The following is a 23,831-nucleotide window of genomic DNA, read 5'->3' as shown; positions in this document are numbered from 1 at the left end:
GTCTTGTACGTTCTTTGCATGGCCACCCGGCAGGAAGTCTCCGCCTGGCGCCCGGCCGTGGCGGGCGTCGTCGAGGTCTTCCACGCCCACTTCACCGAGTACGCGTACCCCATGCACGTACACGACTCCTGGACGCTGCTCATCGTCGACGACGGCGCCGTACGGTACGACCTCGACCGGCATGAGCGCGGTACCCCGCACGACACCGTGACCCTGTTGCCGCCGCATGTGCCGCACAACGGGTCGGCCGCGACTCCTGACGGGTTCCGCAAGCGGGTGCTGTACCTCGACTCCACGCACCTCGGCGACGAGTTCATCGGCGCCGCCGTCGACCGGCCCGATCTCCGTGATCCCCTGCTGCGGCTGCGCGTCGGGCAGTTGCACGGCGCCCTCGTGGGGGCCGGGGAGGAGTTGGAGGCGGCCAGTCGGCTGGCGCTCATCGGTGAGCGGCTGCGGGCTCGGTTGCGGGAGACCGACGTATCCCTTCGGCCTCCACCTGCCGATCCGCCGCTCGCCCGCCGGCTGCGCGAGCTGCTCGACGAGCGGCTCGTCGACGGGATCGCGCTCGACGAGGCGGCGCGGCTCGTGCACGCGCATCCCGCGCATCTCGTACGGGCGTTCAGTGCGGCCTTCGGGATGCCGCCGCATCAGTATCTGACCGCGCGGCGGGTCGAGCGCGCCCGGCGGCTGCTGCTCGACGGGCAGGCTCCCGGCGAGGTCGCCGCCGCCACCGGGTTCTACGACCAGGCCCATCTCACGCGGCACTTCAAGAAGTTGGTGGGTGTGCCGCCCGGGCGCTATCGGCTCAGCGGCGGAGTCGGTCCGTAGGCGGAGTCAGTCCGTCGGGCGCCGGGTCAGGTGGGCGAAGGCGTCCAGGTTGCGGGTCGACTCGCCCCGGGACACCCGCCAGGCGTACTCCTTGCGGATCGCCGACGCGAAACCCAGCTCCAGCAGGGTGTTGAAGCCGCCGTCGGCCGCCTCCAGGACCGAGCCGAGCAGGCGGTCGATCTCCTCCGGGGTGATCGCCGAGAGAGGCAGCTTGGAGGTGACGTAGACGTCGCCCAGGCGGTCCACCGCGTAACTCACGCCGTACAGCTTGAGGTTGCGTTCCAGGAGCCAGCGGTGGACGCCCGGTTCGTTCTCGTCGGGGTGGCGGATCACGAACGCGTTCAGGGAGAGGGAGTGCTTGCCCACCAGGAGCGAGACCGTCGTCGACAACTTTCGGGTGCCTGGGAGTTTTACGACGTAGTTGCCGGGGGTCGGGCTCTCCCAGTCCAGGTCCGCCTCGGTGAGGACCTGTTCGATGATCGACGCCGCATCAGCCATGCAGCGAGCGTACGCGACGCCTGTGGGCCTGCATCGCGGCCGTGTAGACGTCCGCCGTGGCCGCCGCCGAGGCGTCCCAGCCGAAGCGCTGCGCGTGCCGGGCCGCCGTCTCGCCCATCCGGGCCGACAGGGTCTCGTCGTCGGCGAAATCGCGCAGCACGCGCGCGTAGGCAGCCGGGTCGTGGCCTTGGACCAGGAATCCCGTACGGCCTTCCGCGACCGCCACCGGGAGGCCGCCGACCGCTGCCGCGAGGACCGGGGTGCCTGCCGCCTGCGCCTCGATCGCCACCAGGCCAAACGATTCGCTGTAGGAGGGCATGACAAGGACGGAGGCCGCCCGGAACCAGTCCGCGAGCTGCTCCTGGCCGACCGGCGGGCGGAAGCGCACGACGTCCGCGATGCCGAGGCGGGCCGCGAGTTTCTGCAGGCCCTCCGGCTTGGCCAGGCCGCTGCCGCTCGGGCCGCCGACTACGGGGACGACGATGCGGGAGCGCAGCTCGGGGCGCTCGTCCAGGAGGACGGCGACCGCGCGGAGCAGCACGTCGGGGGCCTTCAGGGGCTGTATGCGGCCCGCGAAGAGGGGGATCAGGGCGTCCTGCGGGAGGCCGAGACGGGCGCGGGCGGCGGCGCGGCCGTCGGCCGGGGAGAAGCGGTCGAGGTTGACGCCGGGGTGGACGACGGCGACCTTGCGGGGGTCGGCGTCGTAGTGGCGGACTAGTTCGTCGGCCTCTTCGGCGGTGTTGGCGACGAGCCGGTCGGCGGCGGCCACGACCTGCATCTCGCCGATGACGCGGGCGGCGGGCTCGGGGTTGTCGCCGTCGGCCAGGGCGGCGTTCTTGACCTTGGCCATGGTGTGCATGGCGTGCACCAGGGGGGTGCCCCAGCGCTGGGCGGCGAGCCAGCCGACGTGGCCGGAGAGCCAGTAGTGGGAGTGGACCAGGTCGTAGTAGCCGGGGCGGTTGCCTGCCCACGCCTGCATGACGCCGTGGGTGAAGGCGCACAGCTGGGCCGGGAGGTCCTCCTTGGCGAGGCCCTCGTAGGGGCCCGCGTCGACGTGCCGGACGAGGACGCCGGGGGCCAGTTCGACGGCCGGGGGGAGGGCGCCCGTGGTGGCCCGGGTGAAGATCTCGACCTCGATGTTGATCGCGGCGAGGCGCTGCGCCAGCTCGACGATGTAGACGTTCATCCCGCCCGCGTCGCCGGTGCCGGGCTGGTGGAGGGGGGAGGTGTGCACGGAGAGCATGGCGACGCGACGGGGCCTGCGACGGCGCCCCAGCCTGCCGATGTACTGGCTCACGTGGCGTTCCTCCTCCAGCCTCGTTCTCCTGCCGTCCTGCGCGGATCGCTTTTCACAGAGGTCCGACAGAGGTCCGAAGGGTCAACGCCAGGAGAACGCAACCCATTTCCTCTTTGCCCAATCATTACCTTTTACCGCTCAACCGTTCGATACCCGGCCGCCCCTTACCCTCGTGTCCATGGCTGCCCGCGCATCGACGAACCGACCCGTGGGAACAGTCACGCGCGGAACGACCAACCCCAACCGACTGCGCCGGATGGACCGCTGGATCGCGGCCACGCACGGCGCCGCGCTCCGCCGCGCCCCCTCCCCCGTCGCGGTCGACCTGGGGTACGGCGCCGCGCCCTGGACGGCGGTCGAGCTGCTCGCGCGGCTGCGTACCGTGGCACCACGCGCGCGCGTGGTGGGCGTCGAGATCGAACCGGCGCGGGTCGCGGCGGCGAGACCGTACGAGCGCGAGGGGCTCGTCTTCCGGCACGGCGGCTTCGAGATCCCGGTCCCGGAGCGGCCGGCGCTGATCCGCGCGGCGAACGTGCTGCGGCAGTACGAGGAGGGCGAGGTCGCCGGGGTCTGGGCGCGGCTGTGCGCGCGGCTCGCGCCGGCCACCGACGTGCCCGGGGGCGGGCTGCTCGTCGAGGGGACGTGCGACGAGATCGGGCGGCGGCATGTGTGGGTCGCCCTCGGCCCCGAGGGGCCGCGCACGGTCACCTTCGCGGCCCGGCTCGGCTCCCTGGACCGCCCCTCCGACCTCGCCGAGCGCCTCCCGAAGGCCCTCATCCACCGCAATGTCCCCGGCGAGCCGGTGCACGCCTTCCTGCGCGACTTCGACCGCGCGTGGGCGGCGGCGGCACCCTACGCCTCGTACGGGGCACGCCAGCGCTGGATCCGGGCGGTGCGCGACCTGACGGCCGACTGGCCCGTGGTGGACGGGCCGGCGCGGTGGCGGCAGGGGGAAGTGACCGTGGGGTGGGGAGCGTTGGCGCCGCTTTAGATGTTTTCGGCGTATTTGATTACTTCTCTGGCGGCTCAGATTGCTCATGAATCACGGGCAACGATCTCCGCACCTCGTTCGTCACACATGCGGGGAACGAGGGAAGGGCAGGCACCTCGCAGGAAGCCTGTTCGTTTTCGCGGTGACATGTCACCATCCCCCAGGCGTCCGTAAGTTACTGACGGTTAATCAGGTGGGCGAAAGGTTCGGGGGTACGGGGAATGGGAGCCGGCAAGCGGATTTGGGTCGCGGCAGCCGTGGGACTGGTCTGCGCGGTCACCGTCCTCGGCGGTGCGGGCACCGCGTTCGCGGCTCCGGCACCGACCCCGTCGCCCACGACGACCCCGGATGTGACGCTGCCGCCGAACAAGGACCTGGAAGCCGTACGCAAGCGGCTGGAGAAGCTCTACCACGACGCAGCGGTCGCCACGGACGTGTACAACGCGGCGGAGGAGGAGACCGAGCGCCAGTCCACCGAGATCGTCGAACTGGCCCGGGAGATCGTCAAGGGGCAGGAGCGGCTGGCCGAGTTGAAGGACCGCGCGGGTGCCGCCGCCCGCGCCCAGTACCGCTCCGGAGGCCTGCCGCCGGAGGCGCGGCTGTGGCTCAGCGACGATCCGCAGGCCTGGCTGGAGGGTGTCAGCCGGGTCCGGCAGGGCCAGAAGGCGACCACGGGCCTGCTCGCCGAAATGACCCGCACCCAGCAGGACCTGGAGCAGTACGCGCAGGACGCCTCGGCCCAGTGGACGAAGCTGGAGGCCAGCCGGAAGGCCAAGGCCGCCGCCCAGAAGACGATCAAGGAGCAGATCGGGGCGGCCGAGAAGCTGGAGTCCGAGCTGGAGAAGGAGGAGAAGGAACGCCTCGCGGAGCTGGAGCGCGAGGCCGCCTACAAGGCGCAGACCTCCTGGCTCAGCTCCGGCATCCTCGACGACATCGACGGCAGGGCGACCGCACAGGGCAAGAAGGCCGTGGAGTTCGCGACGGCGCAGATCGGCAAGCCGTACGTGTGGGGCGCCGAGGGCCCGGACTCGTTCGACTGCTCGGGGATGACCTCGGCGGCCTGGGCGGCGGCCGGCGTCACCATCCCGCGCACCTCGCAGCAGCAGTGGGCGCAGCTGCCCCGCGTCGACATCGAGGACATGCGCCCCGGCGACCTGATCGTCTACTTCGACGACGCGAGCCACATCGCGATGTACGTGGGCGACGGCGCGATGGTGCACGCCCCGCGGCCGGGGCGGACGGTGACGATCGCGGGGGCGGGGTCGATGCCGATACTCGGAGTGGTCCGGCCCAACTGAGGCCGCGAACCATCACGTACGGCACTTTTCACGCCGTACGGCATATTCCGTACCGCGCGTGACCCGCCACACGTGACCCACCGCACCCACCGGCCCCTCCCAACCCTCCGGAGGACGTGACATTCGTCATCCCCGGACGGGCAACCCGGTGCCCAAGTGCGTTACGGAACACGGCATATGACTCCGGCGCCACCCCGCCGACGCGCCGCCACACCATTCCGTTCCTGCCCCGGCAACCGCTATGGTCCCGGTCGGTGGATCGAGATCCCTCGCCCATCGTGCCCTCGGGGGGAGGGAAGGAACCCACGACGATGCCCGTACCCGTACCGCGGCAGAGAGCGATCCCGGCCGTCGAGAACGGTCAGGCGCAGGCCTCCGCCATGCCCGGAGGGACGCCCCCCGCAGGCGCTCCCGGTGGCCCCGGCCCCCGTGGCCCTTCCGGCGGGACGACACCCGACCCCGACGCCGCCGGCGCCACCGGGATCACCGCACCGACCGCCGCCGGCACGCATCTGACCCTGCTGCTGATCCAGGACGACCCGGGCGGCTCGCCCGTCGTGCCCGAGCTGCTCGACGCCGCGGGCAAGCCGATCCGTATCCGTACGGCCCGCAACCTCACCGAGGCCGAGCGGCTGCTCACGGACGACGTGCACTGCATCCTGCTGGACCTCGCACTGCCCGCGCCCCCGCACCCGGAGGACGGCAACGACGACGAGCTGGCGGTGCTCAAGCACGTCCTGCGGCTCGCACCCCGGCATGCCGTGCTCGCGCTCACCGCCTCCGGCGACGCCGAACGCGGCGCGGAGGCCGTGCGCGTCGGCGCCCAGGACTATCTCTTCCGCGACGAGCTGGACGGCCGGCTGCTGAGCCGCGCGATCCGCTACGCGGTGGAGAGGAAACGTTCCGACAAGGCCGAACGCCGGCTCACCGAGTCCCGGCTGCGGGCCCAGGAGAACGCCCGCCTCGAACGCGGCCTGCTCCCCACCCCGCTCCTCGACGGCTCCTCGCTGCGCTTCGCCGCCCGCTACCGGCCCGGCCGCTCCCGCGCGCTGCTCGGCGGCGACTTCTACGACACGGTCCGCACGCCCGACGGCACGGTCCACGCGATGATCGGCGATGTGTGCGGGCACGGCCCCGACGAGGCTGCGCTGGGCGTGGAGCTGCGGATCGCGTGGCGCGCGCTGACGTTGGCGGGCCTGTGCGGTGACGCGCTGCTGGGCACGCTCCAGCAGGTCCTGGAGCACGAACGAGAGAACGACGAGATCTTCGCGACGCTCTGTACGGTCGACATCGCGCCGGACGGCCGCAGCGCGGGCCTGTGCCTGGCCGGCCACCCGGCCCCGCTGCTGGTGCGCCCGGCGCCCGTGCCGTCGGGGTCTCCGGGTTCCTCGGGGTCCTCGGGGTCCGCTGTGGCGGAACTGCTGCCGTTCGACAACAACGGCCCGGCGCTGGGGCTGCTGCCGGGGGCGCGCTGGCCGCGTACGCAGGTGCAGCTGGGGGCCGAGTGGACACTGATGCTCTACACGGACGGCCTGATAGAGGGCCATGTAGGCGAGGGCCGGGAACGGCTCGGCCAGGACGGCATGGTGGCGATGATCCGCCGCCAGCTGGCCCAGGGCCTGCGCGGCGAGAAGCTGCTGCGGGCGGCCGTGAGCGAGGTGCGCAGACTGAACGGCGGGGAGCTGACGGACGATCTGGCGGTACTGCTGCTGGACCGCGTGGCGTAGCCCTCGGGCTTCAGCGACCGCCGTTGTAGGGGCCGTACGGACCGTCGCTGCTGGAGCCGCCGCCCCTGCGGCTGCGGCCACCGCCCGGGAGACCGCGCAGGGCCGGGCGTACGTCGACCATGTACACGATCGTCGCGACCAGGCCGATGATCGGCAGGAACGACAGGATGTTGAAGATCAGGTTCACCACGAAGGCGAGGGCGAGGACGATCAGCCAGAACGGCTTGGTCTTCTTGTCCGCCGCCCGGTAGGCGTCCTCGCGGCGCACGGCGGCGTCGATCAGCGCGAAACCGCTGAAAACGATCAGGGCCATGCTCAACAGCCACATGAACCCTGCGAACCCCTGCATCAGCACAACGCCCACCACCAAGCTCGGTCAGTTCGTATTCGAATGTGCGGTCACCGTACCCGTATCCGCAATCCCGCTACCCGAAGAACGGGCCGGGCACGCATGGAGTGCCCGGCCCGTCTTCTCACACACCGTTCCGCCTACTTGGCGGGCGGAGTCGTCTTCTTGGCGGCCGGCTTGCGGGCCGGAGCCTTCTTGGCGGCGGTCTTCTTCGCCGGGGCGGGCGCGGCCTTGGCCTCGACGGGGGCGGGCGTCGTCTCCGCGGTCGCCGTCTTGACCTCGGCCGACTCGGCCTTCGGCTCGGACTTCGGCTCGACGGCGATCGCCAGTTCCTCGATCTCCTCGGCGGCCTCGCCGCGCCAGGTCTTCACGGCCTGCTCGCCGTGCTCGGCGACCTTCTCGTACGTCTCGCGCGCCTTCACGGCGTACTCGGCGGCGACGCCGACACCGCGCAGGGCGAGGTCCTGGGCGCTCTCGCCGAGCTTCTTCAGGTCGGCGTCGATCGTGGAGCCGAGCTTCTTCAGGTCGCCGTCCAGCGTGCCGATGAACTCGCCGACCTTGGACTGGATGGTCTCCTGCGCCTCCTTGGCACGGAGGGCGGCCTTCTCCTGCGCCTCCTTGGCACGGGCGGCGGCCTTCTCCTGGACCGCCTTCGGGTCGGTGCCGCGCACGGCCTCGATCCGGGCCGGCGCCTCGGTACGCAGCTGCTCGACCAGGCCGGGGACCTTCTTGGCCTGCTGAAGGGCGAGGTCGGCGGTGCCGGCGGCGAAGTAGAACGGGGTGGGGTCGCTGAAGGTCTTGCGCAGGTCGTCGGTGATGGCCATGGTGATGGTCCTCCCGGGTTGCTTGGGGCTGAGGGTTTTGGTCTGCGGCGAACGTCGGGCCGGTCGCGCGTGCTGCACGTACATCGACTGCATCAACTGCATCAACTGGCCGTCTGTTGCGGGTCGGCGTCGCTGCCGGTGCCTATGTGTTCGCCCGTATCCGCGTCGGCGTCCGGAACGTCCGGCACGGGGACGTCCGTCGAGGCCGGCGCGCTGTCCGGATCGGCGATCTCGAACCCGTTCTCCTTGCGGAAGGACTCGTAGATCTGCAGCAGCACCTGCTTCTGCCGTTCGTTGAGGGTCGGATCGGCGAGGATGACGGCACGCGTCTCCACATCGACCCGGTCACGCTCGGCGTCGAGGATGCCGGCCCGGACGTACAACGTCTCGGCGGAGATCCGCAGCGCCTTGGCGACCTGCTGCAACACCTCCGCGCTCGGCTTGCGCAGCCCGCGCTCGATCTGGCTCAGATACGGATTGGACACCCCGGCGGCATCGGCGAGCTGCCTGAGCGACAGCTGCGCGGTGCGCCGCTGTTCACGCAGATACTCACCAAGATTGCCGACGTTGAGCGATGCCATGCGTCCAGCTTGCCGCACCGCTGCTAACTATTGCAAGCAGGCGCTTGCAAAAGTGCGCTACGCCACTGTGGGTGGGCGCTCCGGCCGGCAGAGGCGGCGTTGTCAGTGGGCCCTGCCAGGGTGTGCGTCGTGGACGAACTGGTGGAGCGTGTCGACGATCAAGATCGTGTGCTGGGGATGGTGGTCAGCCGTCGGCAGGCCGTCCGGGAGGGTTGGCTGCACCGGGTCGCCGTGACGGTGTGTCGTGATGAGCGTGGGCGGATCCTCGTTCACCGGCGGTCGGACCAGCTGTCGCGCTTCCCCGGGCTCTACGAGGTCGTGGTCGGTGGCGCCGTGGATGTCGGTGAGTCCTATGAACAGGCCGCCGCGCGGGAGCTGGCCGAAGAGCTGGGCATCCGTGTGCTGCCCCGCCTGCTGTTCACGTTCCTCAACCGCAGCGGTTTGAGCCCTCACTGGCTCGGCGTGCACGAAGCCGTGGTGCCGGACGCCCTGGCCGCCGATCCTGATGAGGTCGCATGGCATGGCCGGCTGACCGAGCCGGAACTGCGGTCGGCCCTGCTGGAGTGGCCCTTCACCCCCGACAGCCACGAAGCCTTCAGCCGGTATCTCGCGTTCCGGACCGCCCGGTCCTGACCTTGCCCGCCTCGCGGGCCGGGACGCATGCTTGACGCCTGCTTGTGGCCAACGCGCCTTGTCCGAGCGGCTGTTCGTGATGGGGCCACGCCGAGATCCGCCCCGAGGAGCAGCCCGGTGACTGGCGAGAGGCGTCGCGCGTCCTCGCCCGGCGCACCAGGCAGGCCGTTCTCCGTCCCGTATGGATGGCCGACGTGCTCGGCGGTCGCCCGACCCTGGGGCCGAACGGGCTCGCCGTGACCGAGGCCGAGCCGCCACCCTCGACGGGCTCGCCGACCTCGACACCGTCATGCGCGCCGTGGAGACCGTCAGCGCCTACGTCATCGGCGCGATCAGGCGTGAGACCGCGGGCCTGCGGGCCGAGCGCGCGACGGGCCTGTCCAAGCTCGACCGGCGGCACGCCTCCGGCCCCCATGTGACGGGCATGCTGGCCACGGGCCGCTTCCCGGCGCCGGCCAAGGCCGTGCACGACGGCACGGACGTGGACGCCGAGACATCCTTCGCGACCGGCCTGGAGTGGGGCCTCGACGCCGTGGCCGCCAAGATCGCCCGGTCACCGGCGCGACGCTCGCCTCCTGCCACCGTGAACGCCAACCTCACCCGGCCACCGACGTGACACTCGGCTCCTGCCGGCTGGGGTCGTCGCTCCGCTACTACCAGCCGGGCTCGTCCGGTTCTGCCTGACCTACGATGACGCGGTGAAGTTCGTGATGGTGCCAGGTGGTTGGCAAGGCGGGTGGGTGTTCGACTCGGTGGCCGCCGAGTTGCGCCGGGACGGTCATCACGTCGAGGCGGTGACCCTTTCGGGGCTGGAGTTGGACGGCCCGGTCGATGTGAACCGTCCGCCGAACCTCGACACCCATATCGACCAGGTGGCCGAGATCGTCGACCGTAGCGACGGAACCCCACTCGCACTGTGCGGGCACAGCTACGGCGGGATGGTGATCGCCGGTGTCGCGGATCGGCTCGGCCACCGCCTCGATCAGCTCGTCTTCATCGACGCCTATGTCCCGGACGACGGGGATTCGTGCTGGTCCTTGACCAGCGACAGCTTCCGGGAGTCGTTCATCGCGGGCGCCCGCGCCGACGGTCGATGGGTCGCGGTCCCGGAGGGGCTCGACCCTCGCGCGCGACCGCATCCCATGGCGAGCTTCGTCCAGTCGATCAGGCTGGGAGGCAACCCCGGCAGCGCCCTCGGCCGAACGTACATCAGTGGTGGCGCGTGGGCGGGCAGCCCGTTCGTGACCCTGACCGAACGGCTGCGCGACGACTCGGGCTGGCGGGTTCACGAGATTCCCGTCGGTCACAACATCGCCCGCCGCGACCCGCACAGCCTCGCGGCCGTTCTGGGCGCACTGCCGCCCGACGGACAGCCCTGGCCGGCCCGACCTGCCGACCAGAGCACTTGACGGAATTAACGGCGTCCCGTCAGCCGGTGGCGAGGAGTTCGAGCGTGTCGATCACGCGGTTCGAGAAGCCCCACTCGTTGTCGTACCAGGCGACCACCTTGACGTGGCGGCCCTCTACGCGGGTGAGGGCCGAGTCGAAGATCGACGAGGCCGGGTTGCCCACGATGTCCGACGACACCAGCGGGTCCTCCGAGTATTCGAGGACGCCTGCCAGCGGGCCCTCCGCCGCCGTGCGGTACGCGGCCAGCACGTCGTCGCGGGTCACGTCGCGGGCGACCGTCGTGTTGAGTTCGACGATCGAGCCCACCGGCACCGGTACGCGGATCGAGTCGCCCGACAGCTTGCCGTCGAGGTTCGGCAGCACCAGGCCGATCGCCTTGGCGGCGCCGGTCGTGGTCGGCACGATGTTGACGCCGGCGGCCCGGGCGCGACGGGCGTCGCGGTGCGGACCGTCCTGGAGGTTCTGCTCCTGCGTGTAGGCGTGCACCGTCGTCATGAACCCGTGCTCGATACCGGCGAGGTCGTCGAGGACCTTGGCCAGCGGGGCGAGCGCGTTCGTCGTGCAGGAGGCGTTCGAGACGATCGTGTGCACGGCCGGGTCGTACGAGTCGGAGTTGACCCCGAACGCGAGCGTGACGTCGGCGCCGTCCGACGGCGCGCTGACGAGCACCTTGCGCGCACCCGCGTCGAGGTGGGCCTGGGCGGCCTTGGCCGAGGTGAAGCGGCCGGTGGCCTCCAGGACGATGTCGACGCCGAGTTCGGCCCACGGCAGCTGCGCCGGTTCGCGCTCGGCCAGCACCTTGATCCGACGGCCGTCGACGACGAGGGTGTCCCCGTCGACGGTCACCGGGCGGCCGAGGCGGCCGGCCGTGCTGTCGAAGGCGAGCAGCCGGGCGAGCGTGGCGGGCTCGGTGAGGTCGTTGACGGCGACGATCTCCAAGGCGCTGTCGCGCTCCAGCAGTGCGCGCAGCACATTGCGTCCGATGCGGCCGAAACCGTTGATGGCGATGCGAGTCATGAGTGGTGTCCCTTTCCGTCCAGACCCTTCGCCCCCAGGCTCGCGCGCGGTCGGCGCCGCTGACAGTGGCGGGATCGCCATGGTTCGAAAGGATCCCGCCATGACCGCCTGCCGTACCTGGACCGGTCTACTCGCCCCGGGTGAACGTGCGCCGGTACTCGCTCGGCGTCGTCCCGAGGATGCGCTGGAAGTGCAGACGCAGGTTCGCGCCGGTGCCGAGCCCGATGTCGGCGGCGATCTGTTCGACGCCGCGCTCCGAACGCTCCAGCAGTTCACGGGCCAGGTCGATCCGGGCCCGCATCACCCACTGCATCGGCGTGTAGCCGGTCTCCTCGACGAAGCGCCGGGAGAACGTACGCGGCGAGACGCCCGCCTGGCGCGCCAGTATGTCGAGGGTCAGGGGCTCGCCGAGCCGGTGCAGCGCCCACTCGCGGGTGTCGGCGAACCGCTCGCCGAGGGGCTCGGGGACACTGCGCGGCACGTACTGGGCCTGGCCGCCGCTGCGGTAGGGGGCCGCGACCAGCCGCCGGGCTGCGTGGTTGGACGCGGCCACTCCGAGGTCGCCGCGCAGGATGTGCAGGCACAGGTCGATGCCGGAGGCGGCGCCGGCCGAGGTGAGGACACTGCCCTCGTCGACGAACAGCACGTTCTCGTCGACCCGGACGAGCGGATGCCTGGCCATGAGTGCCCGCGTGTAGTGCCAGTGCGTCGTGGCGCGCCGACCGTCGAGCAGGCCCGTGGCGGCCAGCGCGAAGGCGCCCGTCGAGATGGCGGCGAGCCGCGCGCCCCGGTCGTGGGCGGCGATCAGCGCGTCGACGACGGCCTGCGGCGGGTCGTCACGGTCCGGGAACCGATAACCGGGGACGAACACGATGTCGGCCCAGGCGAGCGCGTCGAGCCCGTCGGCGACGTAGTACGCGAGACCGTCCCCGCCGGTCACCAGACCGGGCGCGGCCCCGCACACCCGCACCTCGTACGGCATGCTCCCCCGGGTCGTGAACACCTGCGCGGGAATCCCGACATCGAGCGGCTTCGCACCCTCGAGTACCAGGACGGCGACGCGATGCAGGCGGGGTGCGGGCACAGGAAGAGGTTACGTGGGGCGCGACTCCCTTCTCCTCAACCCCTCGGCTCCTCAACCCTTCGGCTCCTCAACCACTCGGCTCCTCAACCCCTCGGCGAGTCCAGGCAGATGCAGAAGGGATGACCGGCCGGGTCGGTGAGGACCCGGGCCCTGGTGGGGTCGTGCGGCTGGTGATCGGGTTTGCCGGCGCCCAGTTCCAGCAGTCGTGCCTCGGCCTCGTCCAGGTCCGGCACGTCGAAGCACATGTGCGCCTGCTGGGGGACGGTCTGATCGGGCCAGCGCGGCGCCCGGTAGTCGTCGACCCGTTGGAAACCGAGGAGGAGTCCGTCCTCGCGGGTGAGGCCCGCGAAGTCGGCGTCGGACTTCGGGTGGGGTTCGAAGCCGGTGGCCTGCTGGTAGAACTCCGCCAGGGCCAGTGGATCAGGGCAGTCGAGCGTGATCGCGGCCAACTTCATCCTCGTCCTCATCCTCATCCTCGTCTGCGGGGTCATGGCACCTCCGGGCCGAACCACTTCGCCAACCGGTCGAGCAGCTCCCGCTGCTCCGCACCGGCCCACGCCACATACCCGTCCGGCCGCAGCAGCACCGCGGGCACGTTCAACTCCTGTCCGGTGTCCACGACGTGGTCGACCCGGTCCGACCAGCCCGCCGTCGAGAGGCCGCCCGTCCGGTCGAGGAGGAGGCCTCGGCCGGTGCGCATCCGCTCGTACAGGCGTCCCTGCTTCAGGGGTACGTCGCGCAGGCGGCGGCCGAGCAGTTCGTGGCCCTCGCCGAGGTCGTAGTGGACGCCGATCGCGGTGATCTTCTCGATCAGGTGGCGGTTGACGTCCTCGAAGTCCATCAGTTCCGACAGGAGGCGGCGCACCGACCGGGGGCCCGGCTCGGCGGACAGGAGCAGCATCTGTGCGCGGGTGTTGTCCAGGACGTCGGCGGCCACCGGGTGCCGTTCGGCGTGGTAGCTGTCCAGCAGGCCGTCCGGGGCCCGGCCGCGCACCTCGGCGGCCAGTTTCCAGCCGAGGTTGAACGCGTCCTGGATGCCGAGGTTGAGGCCCTGCCCGCCGACCGGCGGGTGGATGTGCGCCGCGTCGCCGGCCAGCAGGACCCGGCCGGTGCGGTAGCGCTCGGCCTGGCGGGTGGCGTCGCCGAAGCGGGAGAGCCAGCGCGGGGAGTGCACGCCGAAGTCGGTACCGGCGTACGCCCGCAGCTGTTGCCTGACCTCGTCGAGGGTCGGCGGCACCGTGCGGTCCTCGGCCACCCCTGCCGCCGGTACGACGACGCGGTACGCCCCGTCCCCGAGGGGCCCGAGGCCGAAGCCCCGGTGCGTCTCGCGGACCTCGGTCACGATGGCGGCCACCGTCTCCTGCGCCGCCTCCACCCGCATCTCGCCGATCAGGGTCTCGACCCGGGCGGACTCGCCGGGGAAGCCGACGCCGAGCAGCTTGCGCACGGTGCTGCGGCCGCCGTCGCAGCCGACGAGATAGCGCGAGCGCAGCCGCGTACCGTCGGCGAGTTCCGCCGTGACCCCGGCCCCGTCGCCCTCGCCCTCTGTCTGGCTCAGCCCGACCAGCTCGCAGCCGCGCCGGATCTCGGCGCCGACTTCGACGGCGTGCTCCTCCAGGAGGCGGTCGGTGAGGGTCTGCGGGATGCCGAGTACGTAGGCGTGCGCGGTGTCGAGGTCGGGCGCGGGCTTGGTGATGCCGGCGAAGAAACCGGCGCCGACCGGGTACTTCTTGCCGTGTTCGAGGAACCGTTCGAGAAGTCCGCGCTGGTCCATCACCTCGATGCTGCGTACGTGCAGACCGAGCGAGCGGACGACCGGGGTCGGTTCCGCGTCCCGCTCCAGCACGACGACGTGCACACCGTGCAGCCGCAGTTCGGCGGCCAGCATCAGGCCGGTGGGACCACCGCCGACCACGATCACGTCAAAGTCACTGTCACTGTCACTGTCACTGTCACTCATGAAAACCCCCGTCCGACGGCCCTGCGAGCCGGTGCGCCGACCGCTCGTACGCCCTCAGTTTCTCGGGCGTCAGGATCCAGTAGAGCCCGTCGATCCCGTCCGGTCCGACGGTGGCGCTCATCAGGGCGACGGCGGTCCCGTCCTGGGTGATCAGCAGGGCGGGGCCGCCGTTGGCCTCGACGATGCCGTAGTCGGCGCCGGGGAAGAACTTCTTGGCGAAGGCGCTGATCATGGCCACGCGTCCGGCGCCCAGTACCGCCAGCCGTGCCGCGCCGCGCATGCCGTTGCCGTCCGCGTAGGCGACGACATCGGCGGACAGTACGTTCTCCAGCGCGGCGACGTCACCGTCCCGGGCCGCCGCGACGAAGGCTTCGAGCAGGCGCCGGTGCTCCGCCGTGTCGACGGGGGCGCGGCGCTCGGCGGCCAGCCGTTTGCGGGCCCGGCTGACGATCTGCCGGGTGTTGGCCTGACCGAGCTGGAGCATGCCTGCGATCTCGTCGTACGGGTAATCGAACGCCTCCCGGAGCACATAGGCCGCCCGTTCCACGGGGTTCAGCTTCTCCAGGACCAGCAGTACGGCCAGTTCCAGCGCCTCCCCGCGCTCCGCGCCGACCTGGGGATCGACCCGGGTGTCCACGAACTCGGGCAGCCACGGCCCGACGTACGCCTCACGGCGGACCCGTGCCGACTGGGCCACGTTGATCGCCAGCCGGGTGGTCGTCTTCGCCAGGAACGCCCCGGGATCCAGCACCGCGCTCCGGTCGGCGCCCTGCCAGCGCACCCACGCGTCCTGCACGACGTCCTCGGCCTCGGACACACTCCCCAGAACGCGATAGGCGATCCCGAACAGCCTCGGCCGCAGCCCCTGGAACACGTCCGCGGCGGCCTCCAGCTCCTCGAGCTCCGCCATCGGGTCGCCGGTGAGCGGCCGTTCGTCGTCCATGGTGCCGATGCCTCCGCCTTCGCAGGTCAACCGGGCGTACTCCGGAGCGAGGACGGCCCGCCCCCCTGGATCCTACGGGGGCTCCCCATTCCGCCGAACACCGATAATCCGATCGTGGACACCTCGGACGACGGCCCGGATCTCGCCCCCGGTCTACGGGAGGCCGGCAACAACCTGTGCGGTGTGCTGCGCGGGCACCTCGAAGCCTCGGCCGTGGCCGAGCACTTCGTCCGGGCCGGCTGGACGTCCCGGTCGTCGTCCTGGGACGCGTACGAGGTCGGGACGAGCTGGTGCCGGGTCGGCCTCGATCCGGCCGACGGGCCGGACATCCTGCTGAACGGTGTCGTCGCCCCGGACAGGCTCGACGCCCTCGCGACGCTCCTCTCCCGGTTCGGACTGCGCTTCGGCCTGGAGCTGTACGACGACGAGGGCGGCCTGTGCCGGGAGATCACCGTCTGATGCCCTCGCGCGGAGGCAGCGACGGCTCCGGGTGCCGGTCGTTCAAGCCCTGACCGGCCCCGTACCCCGGTGGTACGGTCGCCGCATGGACCCGCAGGAACTCGCCAACCTCGCGCATCTGCGTCGGGCACGGGATCTGATCGACCGGGAGTACGCGCGTCCGCTGGACGTGCCGACCATGGCCAAGCACGCGCTGATGTCCCCGGCGCACTTCTCGCGGCGGTTCCGGGCGGCCTATGGGGAGACGCCGTACAGCTATCTCATGACCCGGCGGATCGAGCGGGCGATGACGCTGCTGCGGGGCGGGATGAGTGTGACCGACGCGTGCATGACCGTCGGCTGTACCTCGCTCGGTTCGTTCAGCTCGCGGTTCACCGAGATCGTGGGGGAGACGCCGAGCGCGTACCGCAGCCGGGGGCACGACGCGGTGACGGCGATGCCCGCGTGCGTGGCCAAGGTGTTCACGCGGCCGAGCAGGAACCCCGCGCCGGGCCCGGACGCTCCCGAGTCGTCGGCCGAAAACATGCCGAGCAGGATTCGAGAAGCGGGCCGTACGGCCGCCGCCTAGCGTTGTCGGCATGGACATCGCACTGCAGTACTGCCACATCACGGTCAACGACCCCGACGAGGCGCTCGCCTTCTACCGCGACGCGCTCGGCTTCGAGGTCCGCAACGACGTCGCCTCCGGCGGCTTCCGCTGGGTCACCCTCGGCAGCCCCGCGCAGCCCGACCTCGAACTCGTCCTCTCCGAGCCGCACGCGGGCCGCTCCCCGGCCGACGGCGACGCCCTCCAGGAACTGCTCACCAAGGGCGTCATGCCCATGTTCGTCTTCCGCACCGACGACCTCGACGCCATGTTCGAGAAGGTACGGGCTTCCGGCGCCGAGGTGCTCCAGGAGCCCATGGACCAGCAGTGGGGCCCGCGCGACTGCGCGTTCCGGGACCCGTCCGGCAACCTCGTACGGATCTCGCAGAAGCCGAAGAGCTAGAAGGGCCAGAAGGGCCAGAAGGGCTAGATACGCCGGTAAGAGACCGTAAGTATGTAAGAAAACCGGACGAGACGGAGACCCGATGAGCAGGCCCCTGAAGTCGGCCCAGCAGCCGGCCCCGAAGTCGGCCCCGCAGTCGGCCGCCGCGCCGCACAGTGCCGACAGTCACGATCTGATCCGTGTGTTCGGTGCGCGCGAGAACAACCTCAAGGACGTCAGCATCGAGCTGCCCAAGCGTCGGCTGACGGTGTTCACCGGTGTCTCCGGTTCCGGCAAGAGTTCCCTGGTGTTCGACACGATCGCCGCAGAGTCGCAGCGGCTGATCAACGAGACGTACAGCGCGTTCCTGCAAGGGTTCATGCCGACGCTGGCGCGGCCCGAGGTCGACGTGCTCGAAGGGCTGACGACCGCGATCATCGTCGACCAGCAGCGACTGGGCTCCGACCCGCGCTCCACGGTCGGCACCGCCACCGACGCCAACGCGATGCTGCGCATCCTCTTCAGCCGGCTCGGGCAGCCGCACATCGGCCCGCCGAGCGCGTACTCGTTCAACACGGCGTCGGTGCGGGCGAGCGGCGGGATCACGGTCGACCGAGGCGCGGCCAAAACCAAAACCGTGAAGGCGACCTTCAACCGCACCGGCGGTATGTGCACGCGCTGCGAGGGCCGGGGCGCGGTCTCCGACATCGACCTCACCGAGCTGTACGACGACTCCAAGTCGATCGCCGAGGGCGCGTTCACGATCCCGGGCTGGAAGTCGGACAACGTCTGGACCGTCGGCATCTACGCCGAGTCCGGCTTCCTCGACCCGAACAAGCCGATCCGCCGCTACACCAAGAAGGAGATGCAGGACTTCCTCTACCGCGAGCCGACGAAGGTCAAGGTCAACGGCGTCAACCTCACCTACGAGGGCCTGATCCCGAAGATCCAGAAGTCGTTCCTGTCCAAGGACAAGGAGGCGATGCAGCCGCACATCCGGGCTTTCGTGGAGCGGGCGGTCACCTTCACGACCTGCCCCGAGTGCGAGGGCACGCGGCTGAGCGAGGGCGCCCGTTCGTCGAAGATCGGGAAGATCAGCATCGGCGACGCCTGCGCGATGGAGATCCGGGACCTGGCGGAATGGGTACGAGGCATCGAGGACGCCTCGGTCGCCCCACTCCTCACCGCGCTCCAGCACACGCTGGACTCGTTCGTGGAGATCGGCCTCGGCTATCTCTCGCTGGACCGCGCCTCGGGCACCCTCTCGGGCGGCGAGGCACAGCGCGTCAAGATGATCCGCCATCTCGGCTCCTCCCTCACCGACATCACGTACGTCTTCGACGAGCCGACGATCGGCCTGCATCCGCACGACATCCAGCGCATGAACGACCTGCTGCTGCGGCTGCGCGACAAGGGCAACACCGTGCTCGTCGTGGAGCACAAACCCGAGGTGATCGCGATCGCCGACCATGTCGTCGATCTCGGCCCCGGGGCGGGTACGGCGGGCGGCACGGTCTGTTTCGAGGGCACGGTGGAGGGCCTGCGGACGGGCGGCACGGTAACGGGCCGCCACTTCGACGACAGGTCGTCGCTGAAGGAGACAGTGCGGAAGCCGACGGGCACGCTCCCGATCCGAAACGCCACGAAGCACAACCTCCAGGGCGTGGACGTGGACATCCCGCTGGGGGTGCTGTGCGTGGTGACGGGCGTGGCGGGTTCGGGCAAGAGCTCACTCATCCACGGCTCGCTGGTGGACACCAAGGGTGCGGTCGGCGAGGGCGTGGTGTCGGTGGACCAGACCCCGATCCGCGGCTCCCGACGGAGCAACCCGGCGACGTACACGGGGCTCCTGGACCCGATCCGTACGGCGTTCGCCAAGGCCAACGGGGTCAAGCCGGCCCTGTTCAGCGCGAACTCGGAGGGCGCGTGCCCCACCTGCAACGGTGCCGGTGTCATCTACACGGACCTGGCGATGATGGCGGGGGTGGCGACGACCTGCGAGGACTGTGAGGGCAAGCGTTTCCAGGCGGCGGTACTGGAATACCGCCTCGGCGGCCGGGACATCAGCGAGGTATTGGCGATGTCGGTGACGGAGGCGGAGGAGTTCTTCGGCGCGGGCGACGCGCGTACGCCGGCCGCGCACCGCGTCCTGGACCGCCTGGCCGACGTGGGCCTCGGCTACCTCAGCCTCGGCCAGCCCCTCACCACCCTCTCCGGCGGCGAACGCCAGCGCCTCAAGCTGGCCACGCACATGGGCGACAAGGGGGGCGTATACGTCCTCGACGAGCCGACGACCGGCCTCCACCTCGCCGACGTCGAACACCTGCTCGCCCTCCTCGACCGCCTCGTCGACGCGGGCAAGTCGGTCATCGTGGTCGAACACCACCAGGCGGTGATGGCCCACGCCGACTGGATCATCGACCTGGGCCCCGGCGCGGGCCACGACGGAGGCCGAATCGTCTTCGAGGGAACTCCGGCGGAGCTGGTGGCGGGGCGGTCGACGCTGACGGGGGAGCACTTGGCGGGGTACGTGGGCGACTGAGCAACGTGGTGCGGGGCGGGGGTGGGTCGCGCAGCCCGGCGCTGTACGGGGTGCCGCTGCGCCCACCCGTGCCGCCCCTAGCGGCACGCATGCCCGCAGCTAGGTGCGTTCGACGGGCACCGCCCGTCCTCAGCTGGGCGGGTTGGACGGGCGCGAAGCGCCCTCCTAGGGGCGCGGGGAACTGCGCGACCAGCCCCCACCGGCCCGCAGCCAAACGGATCGGGACGGGCGGGCCTTTCAGGGGCGCGAGGAACTGCGCGCTCAACCCCCACCGGCCCGCAGCCAAACGGATCGGGACGGGCGGGCCTTTCAGGGGCGCGAGGAACTGCGCGACCAGCCCCCACCGGGCCCGCAGCCGAACGTATTGGAGCAGGCGGCCGCACCGGTCAGTTCGAGGCGGCCGGTGTCGGAGGCGTCGACCTACGCGTCACAGCCCCGTCCGCCCGGACAGAGAACGCCGTGTCACCCGCCACGGCCACGATCGCGTCCTTCACCAGCAACACGCTGGGAAACGTGTCCTCCGCCGAAGTCCCCCCATCCCCCAGCTTGTCCGTACTCCACCGCACCCCACCCGTCCCACGATCCAGCGCAAGCAGCCGCCCGTACCGATTGGCGAAGTACAACTGGTCGTACGTCACCGACCACACCGGCGCCGACAGATTCTCCACCTGCGTGCCCACCTGCCACAGCCGTGCCCCGTCACTCACCCCGCTCGCGGTGACGGTCCCGTCGGGCCGTACGCAGTACACCACCCCGTCGACGAGGGTGACCGTGCCGCGCGGTGTCCCCGCCAGCGGGATCTCGACGACCGCACCGCTGGTCGGGTTCACCCGCAGCAGCGCCTTGTACGCCTCGTCCCGCCCGTCGTTCGACTCCCACTCCACCTGCCGCGGCAGCGCGAACAACGGCTGCCCACCGACCACGCCGAGCGGCAGCGCGTTCAGGGGCAGTTCGGCGAGTTCATGCGCCGTACCGTCAGCCGGGTCGAGGCGCAGGAGGGCGCTCGAGCCCTGAGTGGGATCGTCCTCGTCGAGGCACGTGCCGTAGGGCACACCGCCCAGGACCAGCACGTCGCAGGCGGTGCCGGCCGACGACGTCGCCGGTGTCCGCCACATGTCCTTGCCCGTCCTGGCGTCGACGGCGACGAACTCCCTCGCCCCGTCCGGCATCGCCAGGACACCGCCGTCGAACAGGGCGGCGCCACGGCCCGCGTCGATCGCCCGGGTCCAGACCGGTTTCCCGGTCTTCGCGTCGAGGGCGAACAGCCGCTGGGTCGACTGCACGTCGGTCACGTTCGGCTGGTCGGTCCCGTACACGATCCCGTCCCGAACGCCGAGGGGCCGCTCGGCGGACTGGGGGCTGCTGCCGAACCGCCAGTCGACGCGGCCCGAGGCGGCGTCGATCCGGGCGACCGTGAAACCGGTCCCCGAGCAGTACACAGCGGATCCACCGGACGCACAGCCGGAATCCACGCTGTCCGCGTTGAAGATCTGGGACTCGTCCTTGACGGGTCGGAAGAGGCTCGCCTGCCAGGGCCGCCAGCCGGTGGGAAGCGCCGGGGTGGGGGAGGCCGGGGTGTCGGCCGCGGGCGGGCCGTCCGTGGTCCTCGAACTCGACACCAGGTGGTACACCGACGCGCACACCACGGTGACGGCCAGGGCCGCCCCGACGACGACCAGGCGGCGCACCCGTCGCCCGCGACCGCCGCCCCCGCCCCCGGTCGCGGTCGTCGCACCACCGGCCCGCCGGGAGGCCCTCCGGTGCCCTGGACCGGCCGGCGAACCGACCACGCCCGAGGTGGCTGCCATGTCCGGCGGGGTGGCGACCGCGCCCGGAGCGGCGGTGGCCGCGCCCGGAGAAGCGTTGGCCGTGTCCGGCAGCGCCCTGAACAGCCCATACAGCTCGGCGAGTTCGGGCCTGGAGCCAGGATCCTTGTCCAGACAGCGCTCGGCGATGCTCCGCAGGGGCTCGTGCACGCCGTCCAGGGCGGGCTCCGCGTGCATCACCTGATAGCCCGTCATGTACGGGCTCTCCCCGTCGAAGGGACGGTTCCCGGTGGCCGCGTACACCAGCAGCGAGCCCAGCGAGAACACGTCCGAGGCGGCGGTGACGTCCCGGGGCGCCGCGAACTGCTCCGGGGACATGAAGGGCGGGGTGCCGATCAGCCGGCCGGTCACGGTGAGCGTCTGACTGTCGACGGCGCGCGAGATCCCGAAGTCGATGACGCGCGGCCCGTCCTCGGCCATCAGTACGTTGCTCGGCTTGAGATCCCGGTGCACGACACCCGCCCGGTGGATGTCCCGCAGCGCCTCGACGAGCCCGAGAGCGAGAGTACGCAACTCCCGCCCCGCCAACGGCCCTTCCTTGCTGACGATGTCGGCCAGCGTGCGCCCGGGCACGTACAGCGTCGCCATCCAGGGCACTTCGGCGTCCGGATCGGCGTCCACCACCGAGGCGGTGAAGGCCCCGCTGACCCGCCGCGCCGCCGCGACCTCCTGCCGGAACCGGGTACGGAACTCCTCGTCCTGCGCGTACTGCGCGTGCACGACCTTGACCGCGACCTGCCGCCCCGAGGCCGAACGTCCCAGGTAGACGATCCCCATACCGCCACTGCCGAGCCGCTCGCCCAGCACATAACCGCCGACGGACGACCCGACGGCCCCAGATTCCCCGGCGCTCAGCGGCATCGCCGCCCACCTTCCCAAAACCCCTGTGCCGCACAGCTGTTCAGGAGCCACAGAGTAGTACGCGTGCCACAACCACTTCGATGACGAAGGAGTAAGCATCCCGAGCCGAATCCGGAGCCGGAGCCGAATCCCGAATCAGCGCAGCCACGCCTCCACGACCCCGAAGTCCGCGTCCCCCAGCCCATGCCGAGGATCGACCCGATGCAACAGGGCCCGCCCCGGGTGGTGCGCCGCCACCCAGCTCCGATCGCCCCCACCGATCTCGTCATCGAGCCAGACGAAGTCCCGCCCTGCCGCCCACTCGACAAGAGGGCGAGTCTTCCAATGCACGCCAGCCGGCTCGGGCACTCCCTGCGGAGCATCGGAGCCCGGGTCCGGCCAGGCCACCACCGGAAGATCCGGCAGCCCCAGCCACGGCGCGACACACTCGTTCGCCTCGTCCATCCAGGTCGTGGCCCACACCAACTCACAGCCCAGCGCGGCGAGTCGAGGCCCGAGTGCGGGATCGATCCTGGGCAACAGGGGGTTCACCTGGGACGCCGGGAGTCGCGGTCGCCGGGCGGGCCGGTACGTCGGATAGCCGTCCGGATACTCCTCCGGTGTCCCGCCGAACGGGATCAGCGGTCCGTCGACATCCAGGAAGAGCAGTGGGAGGGGACCATGCGCGGCGGCGGAAAAGGAAAGGCTCGTCATCGTCCCCCCTTGATACCGTGATCCCCATGACTGCCGGGTCGGCCTTGTGCCGTGAGCGAGTTGGGTGCCCGGCCTCTGAGTGAGGTCGGGGTGGGCCAGGGGCCCGCCGGTTTCTCTTTTTCCCCTTTCCACGGGGAGTCCGTGTGACCGACAGAGAAACCACTCGCACAGAAAGCAGAGCATGCCCAACGACTTCAACCAGCCCGTCATCGACGAGTTCCGGGCCAACCACGGCAAGGTAGGCGGCTACTTCGAAGGCGCCCGGCTCCTTCTCCTCACCACCACCGGCGCCCGCACCGGAACCCCGCACACCACACCCCTCGGTTACCTCCCCGACGGCGGCGAGCGAGTCCTCGTCATCGCCTCGGCGGCGGGCTCCTCCAGGCATCCCGACTGGTACCGCAACATCCTCGCCCACCCCCAAGTCACCGTCGAGTCAGGCGTGTTCACGTACGACGCCCGTGCCGTCGTCCTCGACCGCGACGAGCGCGACCGGATCTTCGCGCGCGCCGTCGAGGCGGAGCCGGGCTGGGCCACGTACCAGGAGAAGACCGACCGGATCATCCCCGTGGTCGCCCTGTACGGGATCGCGCAGGACGGACCGCCCCGTATCAACGCCTCCGGCATGGCCGAGGCCATCAAGGTCGTCCACGACGCCTTCCGGCGTGAACTCGCCCTGATACGCCAGGAGATGAGCGCCGCCACCGGCAACACCGCACCCCTCGGCGCCCAGTTGCGCGCCAACTGCCTCACCTTCTGCGCGGGGCTGCACAACCACCACACCGGCGAGGACATCGGCCTGTTCCCCTTCCTCGCCGACCGTCACCCGCAGTCGGCCCCCGCCCTGGACCGCCTGCGCACCGAGCACGAGCGGATCGCCGAACTCGTCGAGCAGCTGCGCGGGGTCCTCTCCGGGGAGGGCGCCGCCGTCCGGGCGGAGGTCGAGCGCCTCACCCTCGAACTCGAAGCCCATCTCACCTACGAGGAGGAGCAGTTGATCCCGCTGCTCTGAGGTTCTGAAGCAAAGACAGCTGCTCTGAGG

At 70.9% G+C, this 23,831-nt stretch carries 23 protein-coding genes and 1 pseudogene; 12 read left to right on the top strand and 12 right to left on the bottom strand.

Features of this window, described 5'->3' with window-relative positions; genetic code table 11:
• Positions 1 to 18 precede the first annotated feature (18 nt).
• A complete protein-coding gene (locus ACFYXF_RS21820) occupies positions 19 to 828 on the top strand; it encodes an AraC family transcriptional regulator (protein ID WP_389351430.1) in 810 nt (269 codons plus the stop codon).
• 6 nt (positions 829 to 834) lie between these two features.
• Here the strand turns inward: ACFYXF_RS21820 and ACFYXF_RS21815 are convergent, their stop codons facing one another.
• Together ACFYXF_RS21815 and mshA are read right to left on the bottom strand one after the other, a co-directional pair.
• Positions 835 to 1,326 (bottom strand): YbjN domain-containing protein, encoded by a 492-nt coding sequence (locus ACFYXF_RS21815; protein ID WP_389351428.1) that lies wholly within the window; start codon positions 1,324 to 1,326, stop codon positions 835 to 837.
• Positions 1,319 to 2,623: a D-inositol-3-phosphate glycosyltransferase gene (mshA, locus tag ACFYXF_RS21810; RefSeq protein ID WP_389351427.1), complete on the bottom strand. Its 1,305-nt coding sequence runs from the start codon at positions 2,621 to 2,623 to the stop codon at positions 1,319 to 1,321. Before mshA ends, ACFYXF_RS21815 begins: the two co-directional genes overlap by 8 nt.
• 178 nt (positions 2,624 to 2,801) lie before the next feature.
• Here mshA and ACFYXF_RS21805 point away from each other — a divergent pair, with 178 nt between their 5' ends.
• From ACFYXF_RS21805 to ACFYXF_RS21795, 3 genes are all read left to right on the top strand, one after another.
• Positions 2,802 to 3,614, top strand: a complete 813-nt coding sequence (locus ACFYXF_RS21805; protein WP_389351425.1) for a class I SAM-dependent methyltransferase — start codon at positions 2,802 to 2,804, stop codon at positions 3,612 to 3,614.
• Positions 3,615 to 3,835: 221 nt separating this feature from the next.
• The gene (locus ACFYXF_RS21800; protein ID WP_389351423.1) at positions 3,836 to 4,912 is read left to right on the top strand and encodes an NlpC/P60 family protein; all 1,077 of its coding nucleotides are present in this window, start codon (positions 3,836 to 3,838) and stop codon (positions 4,910 to 4,912) included.
• A gap of 311 nt (positions 4,913 to 5,223) precedes the next feature.
• A complete protein-coding gene (locus tag ACFYXF_RS21795) occupies positions 5,224 to 6,639 on the top strand; it encodes a PP2C family protein-serine/threonine phosphatase (protein WP_389351421.1) in 1,416 nt (471 codons plus the stop codon).
• A 10-nt stretch (positions 6,640 to 6,649) separates the two neighbouring features.
• Here ACFYXF_RS21795 and ACFYXF_RS21790 read toward each other — a convergent pair whose 3' ends face one another.
• The 3 genes from ACFYXF_RS21790 to ACFYXF_RS21780 form a co-directional block, all read right to left on the bottom strand.
• On the bottom strand, positions 6,650 to 6,988 hold the full coding sequence (locus ACFYXF_RS21790) for a DUF2516 family protein (protein ID WP_389351419.1): 339 nt from the start codon (positions 6,986 to 6,988) through the stop codon (positions 6,650 to 6,652).
• A 140-nt stretch (positions 6,989 to 7,128) separates the two neighbouring features.
• Positions 7,129 to 7,812, bottom strand: a complete 684-nt coding sequence (locus ACFYXF_RS21785; protein WP_389351418.1) for a hypothetical protein — start codon at positions 7,810 to 7,812, stop codon at positions 7,129 to 7,131.
• 101 nt (positions 7,813 to 7,913) lie between these two features.
• Complete coding sequence (locus ACFYXF_RS21780) at positions 7,914 to 8,393, bottom strand: helix-turn-helix domain-containing protein (RefSeq protein ID WP_389351416.1); 480 nt, start codon at positions 8,391 to 8,393, stop codon at positions 7,914 to 7,916.
• 99 nt (positions 8,394 to 8,492) lie between these two features.
• On the opposite strand from ACFYXF_RS21780, the gene ACFYXF_RS21775 reads away from it, so the two are divergent.
• From ACFYXF_RS21775 to ACFYXF_RS21765, 3 genes and pseudogenes are all read left to right on the top strand, one after another.
• Entirely contained in the window at positions 8,493 to 9,026 is a 534-nt protein-coding gene (locus ACFYXF_RS21775; protein WP_389351415.1) for an NUDIX domain-containing protein, read from the top strand.
• 89 nt (positions 9,027 to 9,115) lie between these two features.
• Positions 9,116 to 9,642: pseudogene (locus ACFYXF_RS21770) on the top strand (TetR/AcrR family transcriptional regulator C-terminal domain-containing protein); the annotation flags it as partial.
• Between the two features lie 82 nt (positions 9,643 to 9,724).
• Complete coding sequence (locus ACFYXF_RS21765; protein ID WP_389351413.1) at positions 9,725 to 10,435, top strand: alpha/beta fold hydrolase; 711 nt, start codon at positions 9,725 to 9,727, stop codon at positions 10,433 to 10,435.
• 19 nt (positions 10,436 to 10,454) lie between these two features.
• Here the strand turns inward: ACFYXF_RS21765 and gap are convergent, their stop codons facing one another.
• From gap to ACFYXF_RS21740, 5 genes are all read right to left on the bottom strand, one after another.
• The gene (gene gap, locus ACFYXF_RS21760; protein ID WP_389351411.1) at positions 10,455 to 11,453 is read right to left on the bottom strand and encodes a type I glyceraldehyde-3-phosphate dehydrogenase; all 999 of its coding nucleotides are present in this window, start codon (positions 11,451 to 11,453) and stop codon (positions 10,455 to 10,457) included.
• A gap of 127 nt (positions 11,454 to 11,580) precedes the next feature.
• Positions 11,581 to 12,537, bottom strand: a complete 957-nt coding sequence (locus tag ACFYXF_RS21755; RefSeq protein ID WP_389351409.1) for a GlxA family transcriptional regulator — start codon at positions 12,535 to 12,537, stop codon at positions 11,581 to 11,583.
• 83 nt (positions 12,538 to 12,620) lie between these two features.
• Positions 12,621 to 13,004, bottom strand: a complete 384-nt coding sequence (locus ACFYXF_RS21750) for a VOC family protein (protein WP_389351408.1) — start codon at positions 13,002 to 13,004, stop codon at positions 12,621 to 12,623.
• 20 nt (positions 13,005 to 13,024) lie between these two features.
• Positions 13,025 to 14,497, bottom strand: a complete 1,473-nt coding sequence (gene rox, locus ACFYXF_RS21745; protein ID WP_389351406.1) for a rifampin monooxygenase — start codon at positions 14,495 to 14,497, stop codon at positions 13,025 to 13,027.
• Positions 14,490 to 15,440: a sigma-70 family RNA polymerase sigma factor gene (locus ACFYXF_RS21740; protein WP_389351404.1), complete on the bottom strand. Its 951-nt coding sequence runs from the start codon at positions 15,438 to 15,440 to the stop codon at positions 14,490 to 14,492. Before ACFYXF_RS21740 ends, rox begins: the two co-directional genes overlap by 8 nt.
• Before the next feature lie 114 nt (positions 15,441 to 15,554).
• Here ACFYXF_RS21740 and ACFYXF_RS21735 point away from each other — a divergent pair, with 114 nt between their 5' ends.
• From ACFYXF_RS21735 to ACFYXF_RS21720, 4 genes are all read left to right on the top strand, one after another.
• On the top strand, positions 15,555 to 15,899 hold the full coding sequence (locus ACFYXF_RS21735; protein ID WP_389351403.1) for a hypothetical protein: 345 nt from the start codon (positions 15,555 to 15,557) through the stop codon (positions 15,897 to 15,899).
• Between the two features lie 85 nt (positions 15,900 to 15,984).
• Positions 15,985 to 16,467 carry a helix-turn-helix transcriptional regulator gene (locus ACFYXF_RS21730; RefSeq protein ID WP_389351401.1) on the top strand — a complete coding sequence of 161 codons (483 nt, stop codon included), beginning with the start codon at positions 15,985 to 15,987 and terminating at the stop codon, positions 16,465 to 16,467.
• Between the two features lie 10 nt (positions 16,468 to 16,477).
• A complete protein-coding gene (locus ACFYXF_RS21725) occupies positions 16,478 to 16,888 on the top strand; it encodes a VOC family protein (RefSeq protein ID WP_389351400.1) in 411 nt (136 codons plus the stop codon).
• Between the two features lie 82 nt (positions 16,889 to 16,970).
• Positions 16,971 to 19,409: an ATP-binding cassette domain-containing protein gene (locus tag ACFYXF_RS21720; RefSeq protein ID WP_389351398.1), complete on the top strand. Its 2,439-nt coding sequence runs from the start codon at positions 16,971 to 16,973 to the stop codon at positions 19,407 to 19,409.
• A gap of 386 nt (positions 19,410 to 19,795) precedes the next feature.
• Here ACFYXF_RS21720 and ACFYXF_RS21715 read toward each other — a convergent pair whose 3' ends face one another.
• A complete protein-coding gene (locus ACFYXF_RS21715) occupies positions 19,796 to 22,096 on the bottom strand; it encodes a PQQ-binding-like beta-propeller repeat protein (RefSeq protein ID WP_389351397.1) in 2,301 nt (766 codons plus the stop codon).
• A 135-nt stretch (positions 22,097 to 22,231) separates the two neighbouring features.
• Positions 22,232 to 22,789, bottom strand: coding sequence for an HAD domain-containing protein (locus tag ACFYXF_RS21710; RefSeq protein ID WP_389351395.1), 558 nt, complete (start codon positions 22,787 to 22,789; stop codon positions 22,232 to 22,234).
• A gap of 181 nt (positions 22,790 to 22,970) precedes the next feature.
• Between ACFYXF_RS21710 and ACFYXF_RS21705 the strand changes: the two genes are divergently transcribed.
• The gene (locus ACFYXF_RS21705; protein ID WP_389351393.1) at positions 22,971 to 23,801 is read left to right on the top strand and encodes a nitroreductase/quinone reductase family protein; all 831 of its coding nucleotides are present in this window, start codon (positions 22,971 to 22,973) and stop codon (positions 23,799 to 23,801) included.
• Positions 23,802 to 23,831 lie beyond the last annotated feature (30 nt).

This window comes from Streptomyces sp. NPDC002680 (assembly GCF_042889145.1).
GTDB lineage: Bacteria > Actinomycetota > Actinomycetes > Streptomycetales > Streptomycetaceae > Streptomyces > Streptomyces adonidis.
The sequence above is the reverse complement of the archived record's forward strand: the minus strand, read 5'-3'. Positions and strand labels throughout refer to the sequence as shown.